Annotated in this window: 15 protein-coding genes and 2 pseudogenes; 11 read left to right on the forward strand and 6 right to left on the reverse strand. The window is 65.6% G+C overall.

All coding sequences use genetic code 11. The annotated features are described in order from the left end of the window. Positions 1 to 101: 101 nt before the first annotated feature. Positions 102 to 1,040 carry a LysR family transcriptional regulator gene (locus EAV90_RS16650; RefSeq protein WP_129144044.1) on the reverse strand — a complete coding sequence of 313 codons (939 nt, stop codon included), beginning with the start codon at positions 1,038 to 1,040 and terminating at the stop codon, positions 102 to 104. Positions 1,041 to 1,251: 211 nt separating this feature from the next. On the opposite strand from EAV90_RS16650, the gene EAV90_RS16655 reads away from it, so the two are divergent. From EAV90_RS16655 to EAV90_RS16680, 6 genes are all read left to right on the forward strand, one after another. Further along, positions 1,252 to 2,331 (forward strand): ABC transporter ATP-binding protein, encoded by a 1,080-nt coding sequence (locus tag EAV90_RS16655; RefSeq protein WP_162500154.1) that lies wholly within the window; start codon positions 1,252 to 1,254, stop codon positions 2,329 to 2,331. Between the two features lie 36 nt (positions 2,332 to 2,367). Next, positions 2,368 to 3,084 carry an HAD family hydrolase gene (locus EAV90_RS16660; RefSeq protein WP_129144045.1) on the forward strand — a complete coding sequence of 239 codons (717 nt, stop codon included), beginning with the start codon at positions 2,368 to 2,370 and terminating at the stop codon, positions 3,082 to 3,084. 14 nt (positions 3,085 to 3,098) lie between these two features. Next, positions 3,099 to 4,406, forward strand: coding sequence for an NAD(P)/FAD-dependent oxidoreductase (locus EAV90_RS16665; RefSeq protein ID WP_129144046.1), 1,308 nt, complete (start codon positions 3,099 to 3,101; stop codon positions 4,404 to 4,406). 22 nt (positions 4,407 to 4,428) lie between these two features. Beyond that, on the forward strand, positions 4,429 to 5,475 hold the full coding sequence (locus EAV90_RS16670; RefSeq protein WP_129144047.1) for an ABC transporter substrate-binding protein: 1,047 nt from the start codon (positions 4,429 to 4,431) through the stop codon (positions 5,473 to 5,475). Between the two features lie 68 nt (positions 5,476 to 5,543). Then, positions 5,544 to 6,356 carry an ABC transporter permease gene (locus tag EAV90_RS16675; protein WP_162500555.1) on the forward strand — a complete coding sequence of 271 codons (813 nt, stop codon included), beginning with the start codon at positions 5,544 to 5,546 and terminating at the stop codon, positions 6,354 to 6,356. After that, positions 6,353 to 7,138, forward strand: coding sequence for an ABC transporter permease (locus EAV90_RS16680; protein ID WP_129144048.1), 786 nt, complete (start codon positions 6,353 to 6,355; stop codon positions 7,136 to 7,138). Before EAV90_RS16675 ends, EAV90_RS16680 begins: the two co-directional genes overlap by 4 nt. 16 nt (positions 7,139 to 7,154) lie before the next feature. Here EAV90_RS16680 and EAV90_RS16685 read toward each other — a convergent pair whose 3' ends face one another. After that, positions 7,155 to 7,844: an aspartate/glutamate racemase family protein gene (locus tag EAV90_RS16685; protein WP_129144107.1), complete on the reverse strand. Its 690-nt coding sequence runs from the start codon at positions 7,842 to 7,844 to the stop codon at positions 7,155 to 7,157. Positions 7,845 to 8,058: 214 nt separating this feature from the next. Between EAV90_RS16685 and EAV90_RS16690 the strand changes: the two genes are divergently transcribed. The 4 genes and pseudogenes from EAV90_RS16690 to EAV90_RS16705 form a co-directional block, all read left to right on the forward strand. Next, positions 8,059 to 9,720, forward strand: coding sequence for a thiamine pyrophosphate-binding protein (locus EAV90_RS16690; RefSeq protein ID WP_129144049.1), 1,662 nt, complete (start codon positions 8,059 to 8,061; stop codon positions 9,718 to 9,720). A 4-nt stretch (positions 9,721 to 9,724) separates the two neighbouring features. Next, positions 9,725 to 10,990, forward strand: a complete 1,266-nt coding sequence (locus tag EAV90_RS16695) for an NAD(P)/FAD-dependent oxidoreductase (RefSeq protein ID WP_129144050.1) — start codon at positions 9,725 to 9,727, stop codon at positions 10,988 to 10,990. 9 nt (positions 10,991 to 10,999) lie between these two features. Continuing rightward, positions 11,000 to 11,143: pseudogene (locus tag EAV90_RS40615) on the forward strand (aspartate/glutamate racemase family protein); the annotation flags it as partial. A 38-nt stretch (positions 11,144 to 11,181) separates the two neighbouring features. Then, positions 11,182 to 11,777: pseudogene (locus EAV90_RS16705) on the forward strand (SDR family NAD(P)-dependent oxidoreductase); the annotation flags it as partial. A gap of 13 nt (positions 11,778 to 11,790) precedes the next feature. On the opposite strand, the gene EAV90_RS16710 reads toward EAV90_RS16705, so the two are convergent. Genes EAV90_RS16710 through EAV90_RS16720 form a run of 3 tightly spaced genes read right to left on the reverse strand, consistent with a single transcriptional unit; the run spans position 11,791 to position 15,562 of the window. Continuing rightward, on the reverse strand, positions 11,791 to 12,585 hold the full coding sequence (locus EAV90_RS16710; RefSeq protein WP_122401814.1) for an IclR family transcriptional regulator: 795 nt from the start codon (positions 12,583 to 12,585) through the stop codon (positions 11,791 to 11,793). Between the two features lie 20 nt (positions 12,586 to 12,605). Beyond that, positions 12,606 to 14,339, reverse strand: a complete 1,734-nt coding sequence (locus EAV90_RS16715) for an FAD-dependent oxidoreductase (protein WP_129144051.1) — start codon at positions 14,337 to 14,339, stop codon at positions 12,606 to 12,608. Positions 14,340 to 14,347: 8 nt separating this feature from the next. Continuing rightward, entirely contained in the window at positions 14,348 to 15,562 is a 1,215-nt protein-coding gene (locus tag EAV90_RS16720; protein ID WP_122401816.1) for an ABC transporter substrate-binding protein, read from the reverse strand. Between the two features lie 525 nt (positions 15,563 to 16,087). On the opposite strand from EAV90_RS16720, the gene EAV90_RS16725 reads away from it, so the two are divergent. Continuing rightward, a complete protein-coding gene (locus EAV90_RS16725; RefSeq protein WP_129144052.1) occupies positions 16,088 to 17,389 on the forward strand; it encodes an MFS transporter in 1,302 nt (433 codons plus the stop codon). Here EAV90_RS16725 and EAV90_RS16730 read toward each other — a convergent pair. Beyond that, on the reverse strand, positions 17,378 to 18,877 hold the full coding sequence (locus EAV90_RS16730) for a glycosyl hydrolase family 79 N-terminal domain-containing protein (RefSeq protein ID WP_245509544.1): 1,500 nt from the start codon (positions 18,875 to 18,877) through the stop codon (positions 17,378 to 17,380). The genes EAV90_RS16725 and EAV90_RS16730 overlap by 12 nt on opposite strands. Between the last annotated feature and the right edge of the window lie 57 nt (positions 18,878 to 18,934).

Raw genomic sequence — 18,934 nt, forward strand, 5'->3', positions numbered from 1 at the left:
CTCCGCGAAGCAATCCAGAACCCCTCTGCGGAAAGACTCTGGATTTGCTTCGCTGCGCTCGCAATGACGTGGAGAGAGGGGCTTCCCCCAACACCGCCTGCTTAGTAACAGGCGTCCATCGCGCCGAGCTTCGGATAGAGCCGGTCGATCGCAGCGATCTCGCTTTTCATCTGCGCGATGATCCAGTCGCGGATCTCGGCGGCGATGGGGCGCATCGGCCGGTTGCGCGGCGGCAGGAATTCGCATACGCGGCGCGTGGTGGTGAGCGTGTCGGAGGCCGGCACAAGCGCGCCGGTGAGAAGCCAGTGCGAGGCAACGGTCAGCCAGCCGAGTGCGATGCCCTGGCCGAGCAGCGCGGCCTGCACCACGACGGCATAATCGGTGAAGCTCAGCGCCTTGGCCGCCCCACGGCGCCCGGTGAGGAGCGAGGCGTAATCGGCGGCCCAGTCGCCCGGTGTTTCGGCAAGGCGGATGATGGTGTTGCCTTCGGTGGGATCGGTCTCGCCGAGATAGCCGGGGCTGCACATCGGCAGCATCACTTCCTTCATCACCAATGTGCCGCCCGACGACGGCTCGTCGCGGTCGCGAAAGCGCATGCCGAGATCGACATTTTCCACCGGTCCGCGCAGCGCGCCGGAGATCAGCTGGAAGCGCAGATCGACTCGCGGAAACTGCTTCTGGAGCTTGTCGATGCGCGGCATCAGCCAATGCGTGGTGAAGGCGGAGGAGACCGACAGCGTCACGGTCTCGGTACCCTTGCGGCGCTGCTCGATATCGAGGAGCCCGCTCTCGATGCTGCGAAACCCTTCGAGCACGCGGCGATAGAGCCGCTCGCCTTCCTCGGTGAGCACCGCGCGTCCCCCTCTGCGGTCGAACAGGCGGACGCCGAGATGCTCCTCGAACTGGCCGAGCATACGGCTCACCGCCGGCTGCGTGACGTTCAATTCGGCGGCCGCAGCCGTGAAGCTGCCATTGCGCGCCGCTGCGTCGAAGACGAACAGGGCGTTGCTGGACGGCAGCATGCGGCGCAGCTCGGGCATAACGCCATGTTATGAGGCCGGTGAGAATTTGGCAATTGCCGGATTTTGCCAAGTCTGGTGTCATTGGCATGACAGCCTACAGACAGGGGCTTGCGGGAGAAGATTTGGTGCGCTGCACGCTTCGTCCGTGAGTGCCCGAAATCCTTGTCTATAAAGCAGGCTTATGGCGCGCAGTGAGGCACGCCAGCACGGGACATGGCGAGGTCGATCGTTGGACAAACGAGCGGAAAGCGTCGAGATCAGGTCCGCCAGCAAGGCCTATGGCGCCGTTCGCGCTCTCGATGACGTCTCCCTTGATGTCGGCGCCGGTGAATTCGTCTCTCTGCTCGGCCCCTCCGGCTCCGGCAAGACCACGCTGCTCGGCATTTTGGGCGGCTTCATCCTGCCCTCGTCGGGCACGATCCTGTTTGGCGGCCGCGACGTCACATACGTGGCGCCACACAAGCGCGACATCGGCGTGGTGTTCCAGAACTACGCGCTGTTCCCGCATATGAGCGTCGGCGAGAACGTCGCGTTTCCCCTGCGCGCCCGGCGCCTGCCCAAAGCGAACTGGCCTGACAAAGTGCGAGCGGCGCTCGCCATGGTCGGCCTCGCCGGCTATGAGGCGCGCGGCATCGCGCAGCTCTCCGGCGGCCAGCGCCAGCGCGTGGCGCTGGCCCGCGCCATGATCTTCGAGCCGCGCCTGATCCTGATGGACGAGCCGCTCTCCGCGCTCGACAAGCAGCTCCGCGAATCCATGCAAATCGAGCTGCGCGCGCTGCACAAGCGTATCGGCGCCACCATCATCTATGTCACCCATGACCAGCGTGAGGCGCTGACCATGAGCGACCGCGTCGCGGTGATGAAGGACGGCCGGCTGATCCAGATCGACCAGCCCGAGCGGCTGCACGACCATCCCGCAAATTCCTTCGTTGCGAGTTTCATCGGCGAAGCCACGCTGCTGCCGGTCCGCCGCGCCGATCCCAGCAGCGTTGCGCTCGGCAATGCGCTGCTGCGCAGCGCCCGCGCCATTCCCGATGGCGACGCCCTGATGCTCGCCGTGCACAGCGAAAAGCTTCTGATCGACGATGGCGCGCAGGATGCCGCCTGCAATCGGTTGACGGGCACGGTCACCGACATCGTCTATCAGGGCGAGAGCCTGCGCATTTTCCTGGCGCTCGAAGGCGGCATCGCGCTCAGCCTGCGCCAGCCGAGCTATCACCAGGCCTACAGCCGCATCCCGCCGCTCGGCGGCAGCCTCACCGTGACCCTTCACCCCGAGGACACCATCGTCGTCCCCAAGGTGGACTGAACTCAAGCCTCATCCAACCCGAGAGAAGAAACGAACATGTCGACCCAAGCCGCGTTCAGCAATTTCAAGGTTCTCACCTTCGACGTCGTCGGCACCTTGATCGACTTCGAGACCGGCGTGCTGTCCGCGGTGCGCAGGATTTCGGGCAAAACGCCGGCCGAGCTCAGCGACGACCAGATCTTCGAATCCTACAAGCGCGGTCGTGACAAGCATTACGAGCGCTCGAGCGAGGTGATGTTCCACGTCTACCGCTATCTGGCCAAGGAGCTCGGGCTGCCGGCCGACGATGCGTCCTGCGAAATGTTCCAGCTCGCCGTGTTGCGCTGGGGGCCGTTCCCGGACTCGGTCGAGGCACTCAGGCGCCTGCGTACCAAATTCCGGCTGGTGGCGATGACCAATGCCGACCGGGTTGCGCTCTCCTGCTACGCGCATGCGCTCGGCAATCCCTTCGACGACACGGTCTGCGCCGACGACACCGGCGTAGCCAAGCCGAACCCGGAATTCTTCGCCTACAACAAGGGTCGCCAGTCCGCCTTCGGCTACAAGCAGTCGGACATCCTGCACGTCGCGCAGAGCCAGTACCACGACATCGGGATCGCTCGGAAGCTCGGCTACAAGGTGTGCTGGATCGAGCGCCGCCAGGGCATCGCCGGCTTCGGCGGCACGCCGGCGGTGGAGAAGCTGACCAAACCGGACTTCCATTATCCGACGCTGAAGGCGCTCGCCGACGCCGCGATCGGTCCGGCGGCGTAACGAGGAGCGGCGGCATGACACGGGACTGGAGCGCGCTGCCATCGGCCAACTCGCTGTGGGAAGCGACGGCCGAGCCGGCGCGCGAGTTCCAGGTCCTGTCGGGCGAGCAACAGGCGGACGTGGTGATCATCGGCGCGGGCTACACCGGCCTCTCCGCCGCGCACCACATCGCCAGAAGCGGGCTTGCCCCGGTCGTGTTGGAGGCCAACCGCCCCGGCTGGGGCGCGAGCGGCCGCAATGGCGGTGTGATCACGGCAAAATTCCGCCTCTCGTTCCGCGAGATCGATGCGGTGCACGGCCGCGCCATGGCGCGGCGCATGTACGAGATCGCGCATGAATCGACCGACATGGTCGAAGAGCTCGTCTCCGAGTTCGGCATCATCAGCGCTCAGCTGACGCGCACCGGCCAGGTCAAGGCGGCACATAACGAGACGACGCTGAAGGCCGCGATCGATGAAGCCGACTGGATGAGGCGAGAGATGGGCGATGCGGAGGTCCGCATCCTCGACAAGCGCTCCGTGCGCGACGAGACCGGCTCGGACATCTTTGTCGGCGGCGTGCTCAATCCCGGCTCGGGCGGTATTCATCCGCTGAACTATTTGCGCGGCCTTGCCGATGGTGTCGCGCGCCGCGGCGTTCCCATCTACCAGGAGTCGCCGGTGGTCAAACTCCGGCGGGAGAATGGCGGCATCGTCGCCGAGACGCCGAGAGGCGCGGTGCGGGCGAAGCAGGCGATCATCGCCACTAACAGCTATTCGGATCTGACCGATGCCACCGCGCAGATGCAGCGCACGCTGATCCCGTTCCGCAGCGCCATCATCGCCACCGACAGGCTGCCGCGCAATCTCGCCGGCAAGCTGATGCCGACAGGGCGAACCTACACCGAGACCAAGCGCATGATGCGCTGGTTCCGCATGGTCGACAATCGCGTCGTCTTCGGCGGCCGCGGCGCCTTCGGCAAGCAGGATTCGCAAGCGGCGTTCGACGCCTTGCGCAAGGCGATGGTCGGCATCTTCCCCGATCTCGCCGATATCCCGCTCGAATACAAATGGTCGGGCCTGGTCGCGATGACGCTTGACTCGGTGCCACATATCGGCCGGCTCGACGACCGCACGCTGGTCTCGATCGGCTACAACGGCGCCGGGGTTGCGATGTCGAGCCTGATGGGCCGCTATCTCGCCGCCTTCGTGCGCGGCGAGACGCCCGAGGTCGGCCTGCTCGATATCAGGCGCATGAGAGCAATTCCGTTCTATCCGCTGCGCGAACCCGCTGTGCGCATGGTCGCCGGCTGGTACCAGTTTCTCGACGCGATTGGTCAGTGAGATCTGTTTGGAGGAGGCGAGGATGATCATGAAGCGGACTATTGGATTGGGCTGCGCGCTGCTGGGCGCCATCGGACTGACCACCGCGGCGGATGCCGCCGAGCAGATCACCTTCGTCTCGCAGGGCGGGGCCTATCAGCAGGCGCAGACGGTGGCGATCCTCGACCCCTCCGCCAAGAAGCTCGGCATCACCATCAACCAGGATTCCATTCCCGACGCCTGGCCCGCGATCAAGACCCAAGTCGGCAGCGGCAAGCCGATCTGGGATGTCGTGGACACGCCGACCGGCTATTGCCTGCGCGGCGGCGAGCAGGGGCTGATCGAAAAGTTGGATTTCTCGAAGATCCCCAATGCGGCGGCGATGCCCGAGGCGTATCGCAGCCCATATTCGGTCTCCTACGAGTTCTATTCCAGCGTGCTGGCCTACAGCCAGAAGACGTTCCCGAAAGATGCGCCGAACAGCTGGGCCGATTTCTGGGACGTGAAGAAATTCCCCGGCCGCCGCGCGCTGCGCAACCATCCGATCGCCACGCTCGAGGCGGCGCTGATGGCGGATGGCGTCGCGCCCGACAAGCTCTATCCGCTCGACGTCGACCGCGCCTTCAAGAAGCTGGAAGAAATCAAGCCGCACATCACCGTGTGGTGGACCTCGGGCGCGCAATCGGCGCAGCTTCTCAACGATGGTGAGATCGACATGGAGATGGCCTGGAACGGCCGCGTCAGCGCGGTCGCCAAGGAAGGCGCGAAGGTCGCGTTCACCTACAATCAAGGCATCCTGCAGAGCACTTCGCTCTGCATCCTCAAGGGCGCGCCGAATCTGGAAACAGCGGTGAAATTCCTCAACGAGGCCGTCGATCCCGTGCACCAGGCCAACCTGCCGCTCCACATCGACTACGGCCCCGGTAACCCGAAGGCGTTCGAGACCGGCGTGATCAAGCCCGAGCGCGCCGCGCAGCTGCCGAGCGAGCCGGCGAATGCGGCCAAGCAGGCGCTGATGTCCTACGCCTGGTGGTCCTCGCCCGCGGGCGAAGCGGCCGAGAAGCGGTGGGCGTCGTTCATGCAGAAGTGAGCGAGGCAGCGTTGACGACATCCCTGCCAGATCCCTCCCAAAAGCATCAGCGCCGTGAGCACGGCCTGATGCTGGCATTGGTGTCGCCGGCGCTGCTGGTGATCCTGGCCCTGATCGTGCTGCCGGTCGGCTGGCTGGCGTGGCAGTCGGTCTATCATGACGGCTTTACCCTGGAGAATTATCGCCGCGTCTTCACCGAAGACGTCTATTGGCGCAGCTTTGCACTGACCTTCGAGATCAGCCTCGCGGTCACTGGAATCGCGCTGCTGCTCGGCTATCCCGTGGCCTATCTCGCCAACTCGGTGCCGAAAGGCTGGAGCATTCTGATCCTGTCGCTGGTCGTGCTGCCGTTCTGGACCAGCGTGCTGGTTCGCGCGTATGCCTGGCTGGCGCTGCTGCAGCGCACCGGCGTGATCAACCAGTTCCTGCGCTATCTGGACGTCATCTCCGAGCCGCTCGCATTGGTCCACAACACGTTCGGCACGGTGGTTGCGACCGTGCACATCCTGCTGCCGTTCATGGTGCTGCCGCTCTATGCCACCATGCAGAAGATCCCCGGCGATCTCATGCAGGCCGGCGCCAGCCTGGGTGCGAGCCCGTCGCTGACATTTTTCCGCGTGTTCCTGCCGCTGTCGCTGCCGGGCGTGCTCGCCGGCTGCACCATGGTGTTCGTGCTCTGCCTCGGTTTCTACATCACGCCGGAGTTGCTCGGCGGCGGCCGCACCGTGATGGTGTCGATGCTGGTGAGCCGCAATGTCGAGCTCTACAACCAGTTCGGGGCTGCCAGCGCGGTCGCGGTGGTGCTGCTCCTGAGCGTGCTTCTGATCTTCTTCGCCGTCAGCCGCTTCATCTCGCTCGATCGTGTGTTGGGGCAGAAATGATGCGCACTTCGCCCACCCGGATTGCCCTCTACGCGATCAGCGCGCTGGTGCTGGTGTATCTGATCCTGCCCGTCCTGATCATCGCGCCGATCTCGTTCTCCAGCGCGCGCTTCCTGACCTTCCCGCCGCCGTCGTTCTCGCTGCGCTGGTACCAGCAGTATTTCGCCAACTCCGCCTGGATGCAGGCGACGCGGGTGACGCTGACGGTCGCGCTGCTGACGGTCGTGATCGCGACCCCGCTCGGCGTGGCCGCTGCCTATGCCATCAGCCAGTCGAAGCTGCGCATCATGCGCATCATCCACATGGCGCTGCTGCTGCCGCTGGTGGTACCGATCATCATCACCGCGGTCGGCATCTTCTTCGTCTACGCCAAGGTAGGCCTGGTCGCGACCATGTCCGGCCTCGTGCTCGCCAACGTGATGTTGGGATTGCCCTATGTCGTCATCTCGGTGCTCGCGGGCCTGCAGAGCTTCGACCCCGCGCAGGAGATGGTGGCGCGCAGTCTCGGCATGAACCGTCTGCGCAGCTTCTTCGCGGTGACGCTGCCGCAGATCAAGTCGAGCGTGATCGCCGGCGGCATCTTCGCCTTCATCTCGGCAATGGACGAGACCATCGTCGCGCTGTTCATCTCCGGCGGCCAGTTCCAGCCGCTGACCAAGCGCATGTTCACCGCGCTCCGGGACGAGATCGACCCGACCATCGCCGCGATCTCGACGCTGATGACGGCCGCATCCTTCATGCTGGTGCTCCTTGCGAGCGCGCGACAGAAGCGGAGCGGATGAAATCGACGAGATCAGATCAGCCGATTGCGAAATCGGCTGCCGTCTCTGCGTGAATGGCGGTGGTGTCGAACGTCTCGACTGACGTGTCGTCCGCACCGACCAGCATGGTGATCTCGGTGCAGCCGAGGATGATGCACTCTGCGCCACGGGCGACGAGGGCCGCCATCACCTCGCGGTAGCGGCGGCGCGACTGCGCAGCGACGTTGCCGAGGCACAGCTCGTCGTAGATGATGCGGTTCACCTCGGCGCGCTCGTCCGCGGGAGGAATCAGAACGTCGAGATCGTGCGCGCGCAATCGGTCGATGTAGAAGTCTTCCTCCATCGTGAACTTGGTGCCGAGGAGCCCGACCCGCCGATATCCCCTGGCCCGGATCCGCTGCGCCGTCGCGTCGCCGATGTGGATGAACGGCACGGTCACGCTCGACATGATCTCGGGCGCTAGTTTATGCATCGTGTTCGTGCACAACACGATCGCCCGCGCGCCGACGCTTTCGAGGCGCCGCGCGACTTCCGCCAGACTGGCCGCCGCCTCCTGCCAGCGGCCGCCATACTGCATCTGCTTGATCTCCTCGAAGTCGTAGGAATACATCAGCAGCGGAGCCGAATGCAGCTTGCCCATGCGGTCGCGGACGCGCTCGTTGATGAGCTTGTAATAAAGCGCGGTGCTCTCCCAGCTCATGCCGCCGATCAGGCCGATGGTTTGCATTCCGCTGCTCCAGACGATTTGGGTCGGCCGATCGTAGACGAAGATGCCGAGGCTCGCCATCATGGCCGCGGCAGGGCCTGTAGTGCAAACGGTAAGGATGGGCATGACGCCTGCGCAGGCTGCGAGAAGCCTTTCGACCTTGCGCACTCTCTCGGCCTGTCCTAGGCCAGTTCCCCGAACAAGGGCGCATCGCCAGAGCCTCGAGGGAGCCGATATGACCATTCGCAACACCCGCACCGGGGGCCAGATCCTGATCGATCAGCTCGTCGCCCAAGGCGTCGAGCGCGTCACCTGCGTGCCGGGCGAGAGCTATCTCGCGGCCCTCGATGCGCTGCATGACAGCCCGATCGACGTCGTGATCTGCCGCGCCGAAGGCGGCGCTGCGATGATGGCGGAGGCCTATGGCAAGCTCACGGGGCGCCCTGGAATCTGCTTCGTCACCCGCGGTCCCGGCGCGACCAATGCCAGCCACGGTGTCCACATCGCGATGCAGGATTCGACGCCGATGATCCTGTTCGTCGGCCAGGTCGATACCGGCATGCGCGAGCGCGAGGCGTTCCAGGAGCTCGACTACAAAGCGATGTTCGGCTCGATGGCGAAATGGGCGGTCGAGATCGATCGCCCCGACCGCATTCCGGAGCTGGTCGCGCGCGCGTTCCGCGTCGCCATGCAGGGCCGCCCCGGTCCCGTGGTGATCGCGCTGCCGGAGAACATGCTGACCGAGACCGCGGCTGTTGCCGACGCCATGCGCATCGAGCCCGCGGTGAGCTGGCCCGCGCCGGCCGATATCGAAAAGCTCGGCGCCATGCTCGCGGCAGCCAAGGCGCCGCTCGTCATTCTCGGCGGCTCGCGCTGGACCGATGACGCGGCGAAGAGCATCGCGCGATTCGCGGAGCGGTTCGACCTGCCGGTTGCGACCTCGTTCCGCCGGGCCTCGCTGATCGATGCCGACCATTCGCACTATGCCGGCGACCTCGGTATCGGACCGAGCCCGGGCCTGAAGGCGCGCATCGAGGGTGCCGACGTCATCCTGCTGATCGGTGGCCGCATGTCGGAGATGCCGTCCTCCTCCTATACGCTGCTCGACATTCCCACTCCGCGGCAAAAGCTGATCCACGTGCATCCAGGCTCGGAAGAACTCGGCCGCGTCTATCAGCCGGCGCTGGCGATCCAGGCGACGCCCGCCGCCTTCGCCGCCGCCGTCGAGACGCTGAAGCCGGCTGGAACCGTGGCCTGGAAGGGCGAGGCAGCCAAGGCGCATGCCGATTATCTCGCCTGGACCGAGAAGGCGCGCGAGCTGCCCGGCAAGTTCCAGTACGGCCAGGTGATGACCTGGCTGCGCGACCGCTTGCCGAAGGATGCGATCGTTTGCAACGGCGCCGGCAATTATGCCGGCTGGATCCATCGCCATCACCGTTTCCATAGCTTTGCCGCCCAGCTCGCGCCGACCTCGGGCTCGATGGGTTACGGCGTGCCCGCGGGCGTGCTCGCCAAGCGGCAATATCCGGACCGTGTCGTCGTCGCCTTTGCCGGCGACGGCTGCTTCCTGATGAACGGTCAGGAATTCGCCACCGCCGTGCAATACGATGCGCCGCTGATCGTCATCATCGTCGACAATTCGCAATACGGCACCATTCGTATGCACCAGGAGCGCGACTATCCCGGCCGCGTCGTCGGCACCCAGCTCAAGAACCCCGACTTTGCGATGTACGCCAAGGCGTTCGGCGGCCATGGCGAGCGCGTCGAGCGCACCGAAGAGTTCGCACCGGCGTTCGAGCGCGCGCTGGCTTCGGGCAAGCCGTCGATCCTCCATTGCATCATCGATCCGCGCGCGATCTCGGTCGGCAAGGATTTCACGCCGGCGGTGAAGGCTTAAGGCGATGGCGGCCGGTCGCCACGTTGCGATCATCGGAGCCGGCGCGGTCGGCGTGATCAGCGCCATCGAGGCGTTGCGCGAGGGCCATCGCGTCACACTGATCGATCCCGGCGAGCCTGGCGGCGAACAGGCGGCGAGCTATGGCAATGCCGGCTGGCTGTCCTCGCATTCGGTGATTCCGCCGGCGGAGCCAGGCGTCTGGAAGAAGGTGCCGGGTTATCTGATGGACCCGCTCGGCCCGCTCGCGATCCGCTGGTCGTATTTGCCGAAGGCGCTGCCCTGGCTGGTCAAGTATCTGCTGTCCGGCTGGACCGAGGCGCGGGTCGAGACGACGGCGTTCGCGCTGCGCGCCCTCCTCAAGGACGCGCCGCTGCTGCACCGCAAGCTCGCGGAAGAAGCCGGCGTGCCCGAACTGATCGAGCGCAACGGCGTGATGCATGTCTTCACCTCGCGCGGCAATTTCGACGACGATCTCGGCTGGCGCCTGCGCAAGAAGGTCGGAGTCGAATGGCTGGAGCTCAATGCCGACGAGATGCGCCAGCGCGAGCCGGACCTGCATCCGCGCTACACCTTTGGCGTGGTGGTGGAGGAGGCCGGCCGCTGCCGCGATCCCGGGGCTTATGTCGCCGCCCTCGCCAACCATGCGATCGCCGGTGGCGCGAAGCACGTGCGGGCCAAGGCGACCGGGCTGAAGCTAAACGGCAACAAGCTCGTGGCTGTTCTCACCGAGACCGGCGAGATTCCTTGCGATGCCGCGGTGGTCGCGGCTGGTGCCCGCTCGAGGCAACTCACCGCGTCGGTCGGCGATTCCCTCCCGCTCGAGACTGAGCGCGGCTATCACGTCATGATTGAGAATCCGGAAGTAGGTCCGCGCAGCTCGATGATGGCATCCGACGCCAAGATGGTGGTGAACTGGACCAACAAGGGCCTGCGCGCCGCCGGTACGGTCGAGATCGCCGGCCTCGAGGCCGCACCGAACTGGAAGCGGGCCGAAATCTTGCGCAACCACCTTCTCGGGATGTTCCCGAAGTTGCCGAAGGACATCCCAGCTTCGCGCATCAAGACCTGGTTCGGCCATCGCCCCAGCATGCCGGACGGACGTCCCTGCATCGGCTATGCGCGCGCCTCCCGCGACATCGTCTATGCTTTCGGCCACGGGCATGTCGGCCTGGTCGGCTCGGCCCGTACCGGCCGGCTCGTCGCCCAGCTTGTCAGCGGCAAGACGCCGGAGATTCCGCTCGGCCCCTTCGCACCCGGACGTTTCCTCTGAGGCCGCAGCATGACCAGTTCAGTCAATCCGTCCGCCCGCATCGCCCGCGTCGGCAAGGCCGTGTACGGCGCGCCGCTCGGAATCCTGATGCTGGAAGCACGCTTTCCCCGCATTCCCGGTGACATGGGCAACGGCACGACCTGGCCGTTTCCCTGGGCAAGCCCGAGGAGCTGTATGCCCTGCCGTGCCACGTCGCGCGGCGCGCGGACGTCGATCGCGCGGTCGCCACCGCGGTCCGGGAGTTCGGCCGGCTCGACATCATGGTCAACAACGCCGGCGTCGCCCGCAATCAGGACATTCTCGATATCACCGAGCAGGATTTCGACGAGATCATCGGCATCAATTTGAAAGGCGCGTTCTTCGGCGTGCAGGCCGCGGCGAAGCAGATGATTGCGCAAGGTGGCGGCGGGGTCATCATCAACATGTCCTCGGTGAATGCGCTGCTGGCGAACCCGACGCTTGCGACCTATGCCATCTCCAAGGGCGGCATGAAGCAGCTCACCTCCGTCGCGGCCGTCGCACTGGCCCCGCACAACATCCGCGTCGTCGCGGTCGGGCCCGGCACGATCCTGACCGATTGGTGGCGTCGTCCACCTACACTTCCGAGGAGGCCGGCAAGACCGTGATGTCGCGTACGCCGGCGGGCCGTGGCGGCGAGCCGAGCGAGGTGGCCTCCGTGGTGGCGTTCCTTGCCAGCGACGATGCGTCCTACATCACCGGACAGACGATCTATCCGGATGGCGGCCGGCTGGTTTTGAACTACACGGTGCCTGTGAAGGAGAAGTAGGGCTCACTGCCTCTCACTCCGCCGCGACCGTCATGCCGTGGCCGAGCCGCTTCGAGATGCCGCCGGCGCAATCGCGCAGCGCATTTGCGATCGGGCTGTCCCAGCGCGCGTCGAACGTTCCTTCCGGCCCCATCGCGGTGATGACCAGCGCGACGTGGCCGGAATGGTCGAACACCGGCGCCGAGAATGCGTTGACGCCGGGCAGGGGATCGCCGAGCGCGCGGGCGAGCCCGTGCGTGCGGACCTCAGCGAGCATCTCGGCAACCTTCGCGCCTTTCACGGCGCGCTTTGGATTGTAGCCGACGCCGTGACGGTCGAGACCGCTTTCGAGCGCGGCATTGATCGTCTTCTCCGGCAGGAACGCCGCGAAGGCGCGGCCGGTCGCAGTCTCCAGCAGCGCCATCACGGAGCCGACGCGCATCACGATGTGCACCGGCTGGGCCGGCTCCTCGAGCTGAACCACGGTCGGGCCGTGCGTGCCCCAGACCGCGAGCGAGACTGCGTGGCCGATCTGGCTCGCGAGGCCCGCGATCTTGGGACGTGCGATGCGGACGCCGGAGAGCCGGCGCAGGCTGATCAGGCCGAGCTCCAGCGCCAGCGCGCCGATCTCGTAGCGGCCGGTGGTCTCGTCCTGCTCGATCAGGCCGATACGCGAAAAACTGGCGAGATAGGGATGCGCCTTGGCCGGCGTCATGCCGGCCTCGCGCGCGAGATCGCGCAGCATCATCGGCTCGCCGCTTCTTGCGAGCGCGCGAAGCAATTCTCCGCCGACCTCGATCGACTGGATGCCGCGGCTCTCTCTGTTCATGTGCCTCCCGGCGTTTTCGCTCACGCCGCGTTGCGCTTGGCGGCGCTGTCGGCAAGATGACGGCCGGCAATGTAGCCGAAGGTCAGCGCCGGCCCAAGGGTGATGCCGGCCCCGGGATAATTGCCGCCCATGATGCTTGCCATGTCGTTGCCGGCGGCATAGAGGCCGGGAATGACGCGGCCTTCGGCATCCAACGCCCGCGCGTTCTCGTCGGTGACGATGCCGGCATAGGTGCCGAGATCGCCGATCACCATCTTGATGGCGTAGAACGGGCCGTTCTCGATCGGCGCGACGCAAGGGTTGGGCCCGTGCAGCGCGTCGCCCTGGTAACGGTTATAGGCTTTCGAGCCCTTGCCGAAGGCGGTGTCGTGTCCCAGCGGCGCCGTCGCATTGAACTGCCTGACGGTTTCGGCGAACGCCTTCGCATCGATGCCGGCTTTCGCCGCGAGCGCCTCCAGCGTGTCGGCGCGCATGAGGTAGCCGGTATTCAAATGATGACCCAGCGGCATCGGGAAAGGCGGCACGCAGCCGAGGCCATACTTCCGCAGCGTCTTGTGGTCGCAGACCAGGAAGGCGGCGATCTCCTCGCCGGGTTTGGCCGCCTTGACCATGGCCTGGACGAAGTCGTGATAGGAATTGCCTTCATTGGCAAAACGCTTGCCGTCGCGCATCACCGCGATCACGCCGGGCTTGGCGCGGTCGATGAAATGCGGCATCACGCCCTTCGAGCCATCCTTGCGCGTAGTCAGCGAGACCGGCACCCAGGCTGCCGCGTTCGGCAGGCGATCCTCGATGCGCCCACCGGCGCTTTCCGCAAGGCGCAGGCCATCGCCGGTATTGCCCGCGGGCCCGGGCGAATAGTGCTCATTGCCGGTCGGCGCGTGCGGAAACATTTTTCTGCGGCGTGCCACGTCGTGCGGAAAGCCGCCGCAGGCGAGCACGACGCCTTGCCTTGCACGAACGCGCACCTCGCGTCCCTCGCGCGAAACGATCGCGCCAGTCACGGCGCCGTTCTCGACCGTCAGCTCGCGCACCGGTGAGGACAGCCACATCGGAATCTTCAGATCGAGCGCGGATTTCGCGAGGCGCCCTGCGAGCGCATTGCCATTGGTCAGCGTCATGCCGCGGCCGTGGCGCAGCACGTCCATGAAATGCCGCGACAGCCGCTTGGCGACATAAACGGCCGAGGTCAGCGACTTCGTCACGCGCATGAAGTGGATGATCTCCTTGCCGGAGCCCAGCATCATGCCGAACACGGTGAGCTCGGGCAGCGGCGTGCCGAGGGTCTTGATGAGGTCGCCGAGCTCGCGGCCGTCGAATGGACGCGTCACCATGGAGCGGCCGCCCTGCGCGCCGCCGGGCGCTTCGGCGTGATAATCGGGAAACACCAGCGGCATGTCGAAACGCAGCGCCGTCTTGGTGGTGAAGAACTCGACCGCCTCGGGGCCGGCCGATAAAAATGCATCGACGCGTGCCGCATCGTAATTGTTGCCGGCCTCGTGGCGTAAGTATGTGCGGGCCTGCTCCGGCGTCTCCTCGATGCCATAGGCCTTCGCCAGCGAGGTGCCGGGAATCCAGAGCCAGCCGCCGGAACGCGCGGTGGTGCCGCCGAAGCGCGGCTCCTTCTCGACGATCAGCACATCGAGCCCACGATAGCGCGCGGTGATCGCGGCCGACATGCCGGAGCAACCCGATCCGGCCACGAGCACGTCGCACTCGTAAGTCTCAATGGCGCTATGCTCGTTGCCGGTCATCGCTCACCTCACTTCTTCAGGAGCGGACATTTGGATTCGGAGACCGGGCGGAAGGCGTCTTCGCCCTTCACGGTCTTGACGATGTCCAGATAATCCCACGGCTCCTTGGACTGCTCGGGCTTTTTTACCTTGGCGAGATACATGTCGCGGATGACGCGGCCGTCCTCGCGCAATTTGCCGCCGTGAACGAAGATATCCTCGATCGGCAGTTCGCGCATCTTGGCCATCACCTTGGCCGGATCATCGGTGCCTGCGGCCTTGATGCCTTTCAGGTAATGCAGCACCGAGCCGTAGACTCCGGTCTGGATCATGGTCGGCATCACCTTGGTGCGCTCGTAGAACTTCTTCGACCAGGCGCGGGTGGCCTCGTCCATGTTCCAATACGATGCCGTGGTCATGTAGGTGCCCTGCGCGGCCTTCAGCCCGATCGCGTGCACGTCGGTGTCGAACATCAAGAGGCCGACGAGCTTCTGGCCGCCCTGGACCAGGCCGAACTCGCCGGACTGCTTGATGGCGTTGTCGGTGTCCTGGCCGGCATTGGCGAAAGCGACCACGTCGGATTTCGAGCTCTGCGCCTGCAGCGCGAAGGAGGAGAAGTCCGCCGTGTTGGTTGGGTGCTTGACGCCACCGAGCACTTTGCCGCCCATCTCGTTGATGAAGCGCGTGGCATCCTTCTCGAGCTGCTGGCCGAAGGCATAGTCTGCCGTGATGAAGTACCAGGACTTGCCGCCTTCCTTGATGACGGCCGAAGCCGTCACCTTCGACAGCGCATAGGTGTCGTAGGTGAAATGCACTGTGTTGGGACTGCACAGCTCGTCTGTCAGCGAGCTCGCGCCGGGACCGGAGAGCAGGGCGATCTTATTGCGCTCGCGCACCATGTTGTGCACGGCGATGGCGATGCCGGAATTGGGGATGTCGACGACGGCGTCGACCTTGCCGTTGTCGAACCAGCCGCGCACGATCTGGACGCCGACGTCGGTCTTCATCTGATGGTCGGCACTGATGATCTCGATCGGCTTGCCGAGCACGGTTGGCCCGAATTCCTCCACGGCCATCTTGGCCGCCTCGACCGAGCCCGGCCCGCTATTGTCGCGGCCCCAGCTCGACAGATCCGTCAGCACGCCGATCCGCACCGCGTCGTCGGAGACTTGCGCGATCGCAACATTGGTCATGGCAGTCGAAGTCATGGCCGCGAGCACAGCACAGGCCAAAAACCCTCTCATCGTCGTTTCCTCGCTCTTTCGGGCCGCTTGGCGCGGCTGGTCGTTCTGGTGGTTAATTAGATAAAGGCGAATGAATTTGTCAATGACGAATAAAAAGTGGCAGTTCCGCACTGGCGAACGCCACGACGACGATCGTGAGGCAGGGGATGCACACTTGCCTCACCACCGTCATTGCGAGCGCAGCGAAGCATCCAGAGTCTTCCGTTGAGGGATTCTGGATTTGCTTCGTCGCAAGGGCTCCTTGCAATGACGGCTGGACGAGCAGTTGCTCCGAACGCTCTCGTGTCCCGGACGCGCCGCGGCGCTCTTGCGCTGCTGCGCAGAGCCCGGACCCATGCCGCGCGGGGCTGCTTGAGGAAGCGCAGGCCCCGGCTCTACAGCGCATCACCATAGTGCGTCGAAGACGCGCGTCATCGCGCCTTCAGTGCTGCGCAGCGTCTGGGCGAGAGCAGTCAAATGCGCGGGCAGGTTGCAACCCTACCTACGATTGGCCATTATGCCGTGTGGAACCTTTTGGGGCAGGCCATGACGACGGCAACGGGGGTCTCCGCGGCGGCGGAGAGATCGACGACGGCGCATGTGGTCTGGGCGAGCGCGCTCGGCACCGCCATCGAATGGTACGATTTCCTGATCTACGGCACGGCGGCCGCGCTGGTCTTCAACAAGCTCTTCTTCCCGAGCTTCGATCCCCTCGTCGGCACGCTGGCGGCGTTCTCGACCTACGCGGTCGGCTTCGTCGCGCGGCCGATCGGCGGCGCGATCATCGGGCATTACGGCGACCGGCTCGGCCGCAAGACCATGCTGGTTGCGACCATGATCGCGATGGGACTCGGCACCTTCCTGATCGGCTGCCTGCCGACCTACGGTCAGATCGGGGTCTGGGCGCCGATCCTGCTCGTGATCCTTCGTTTCGTTCAGGGCATCGGGCTCGGGGGCGAGTGGAGCGGCGCGGTCGTGATGGTGATCGAGCACGCCGGCAATCGCCGCGGCTTCTACGGCAGCCTGGTGCAGGTCGGCTTTCCCATCGGCGTCGCTGCCTCCACCGGCATCTTCGCCTTGATGACGAAGCTGCCCGAGGCGGACTTCCTCGGCTGGGGCTGGCGCGTGCCGTTCCTGATCAGCATTCTGCTCGTCGGCGTCGGCTTCATCGTGCGGCTCAAGCTCGCGGAGACGCCTCACTTCAAGGAGATCGTCGAACGCAAGGAGGTGCTGGCGCAGCCGGCCCTCGAGGTGCTGCGCCGCGACTGGCGCAGCTTTCTGCTCGCGATCGGCATCACGGTGTCGGAGGTCGGGCTCGCTTATCTCCTCACCGTGTTCACGGTGGTCTACGCGACGACGAAGCTCGGTCTGCCACGGCAGGTGATCCTGGATGCCGTGGTCTATGCCGCGATCGTCGAGTTCGCGACCTTGCCGCTCGCGGGTTGGCTGTCCGACATCTTCGGACGCAAGGCGCTGTATCTCGCCGGCGGCGTCTTCTCGGTCGCGCTGGCCTTTCCGCTGTTCTGGTTCCTCGACAGCAAGGAGCCGGCGCTGATCACGCTCGCGCTCGTCGTCACGATGACTCTCACCCATGCGCTGCTGTTCGGGCCGAAGGCCGCGTTCATGCCGGAGCTGTTCCGCACCCAGGTGCGCTACAGCGGGGCCTCGCTCGGCGCCAACGTCGCGGCGGCGCTGAGCGGCGGCTTCTCGCCGCTGATCGCGGCTGCGCTGTTGGCGTGGGCCGGCTCGTACTGGGCGGTATCGGTCTACATCGTCGCGCTGTCGATCGTCACGATCATCGCGACGCTGATGGCGCCGGAGACGGCGCGGGATTCGCTAAGATCCTGAGCGCCCGGACGAGCAAGCGGGATTTGCAGCGTTCGGAAACACCAGGAAGGTGATGGTCGCCGGCGCAAACTTGACTGCTCCCGGCGGCGTTGCGCGTGCCTCGAGCCGGGGCAGCTGGCCATCCGTCGTCAGCGCGAGCCTCTTGCCGTTCAACTGCACAGCCGTGCCCTGCAACCGCGCCGCATGCAGCGTGTACCGTTCGGCGGAATCCGAAAGCGTCAGCGCGTGTGACATGCGACGCGAGGTGTTGATTGCGAGCAGCGACACCGCACCTGCCACGGCCGGGTGGCACTGCGCATAGAGATGGAGACCGCGCGGAGCAGCCTTTCCTGCGTCGAGCACAATCGTTCCCATCAGCCGGCGCCAGAGCAGCGCGGCCCAGTAGCTCGGCCGCGGCCGGAACGTCGTTTCGTCGAGCAGGCCGTAATCGCTGGCGGCCAGCGTGTTGTGCATCACCACCTGGACGCCGGCCCTCGCCAGGCGTCCGAGCTGGTCGACATAGCGGAAGGTGTCGAGAAAGGTCCGATCCCATCGGTTGCCGCCGCAGGCCGCATCGGCCGTCTCGGTCAGCCAGATCGGCTTGCCCGGCTCGAATGCGTCGCGCAGGGCCTGATAAGTGCCGAACGTCGCATCCGTGCGCGCCAGCCAGTCCTCCGAGAGGGCCTGCGCCGGATCATCGTGCCCGCCGCAGCGCGGCGAGATCGTGTTGTAATGGTGATAGGAGAAACGATCGACGCCGGAACCGGATGCGGCAAGCAGGTCGCGTGTGGTGATGCCCGACCCGGATGGCGACGGTGCATCGCCGACCGAGCCGGGGCCGAGGATCAGCGTCTCAGGCGTGGCGCGCCGCATCCAGTCGCGGAAGATCTTGAAGTCGCGGCCATAGGCGGTCGCGTCATAGCCCGCCGGTGCGCCGCCGGTCGCTGCGAGCGTCGGCTCGTTCATGAATTCGGCGGCGGCGATGCGGCCACCCTGCGCGCGCGTGGTGTCGATCAGCTGCTGCGCCTGGTCCGGCTTCCATACGCCATTGGCATCGCGGCTGCCGGGACTGATCGCAAACGAGGTGACGATCTCCGCATCGACAGCGCGCGCGAACTCCACGACGCCGTGCCACTGCGCGCGGCTGAGCACCGAGCCATATCCCGGCGGCGGCTTTCCCGGCGCCTCGGCAAAGAACGTTGCATTGGCCCAGGTGCCGCTCACGCGCAGATAAGCCGGCGACAACGCCGCGGCGAGCAGGCGCAGTCGCGCATTGGCGAGATCGATCGGCGGTCGCCCGCTGTAACGATCCCGCCCATCGAAAGCACGTCCCATTGGCGGATAAGGCCGCCAGAACCGTCCGCCGGTCACCTCCACCATCTCGATGTTGTAGGATTGAAAGCGCTCGTCGATCGTTCCGATCGCATTCAGATTGGAGGGCGAGATGGCAACGCCGCCGGCGTGCGCCGCGCACATCGTTACGGTCGCGAGCAGCGCGATCGTCGTCATGCGCCGGTCCAGATGCATGAGAGGCAACCCTGGCCTTTATCCAGATCGACAATTTAT

The sequence above is a fragment of the Bradyrhizobium vignae genome (genome assembly GCF_004114425.1).
Classification (GTDB): domain Bacteria; phylum Pseudomonadota; class Alphaproteobacteria; order Rhizobiales; family Xanthobacteraceae; genus Bradyrhizobium; species Bradyrhizobium vignae.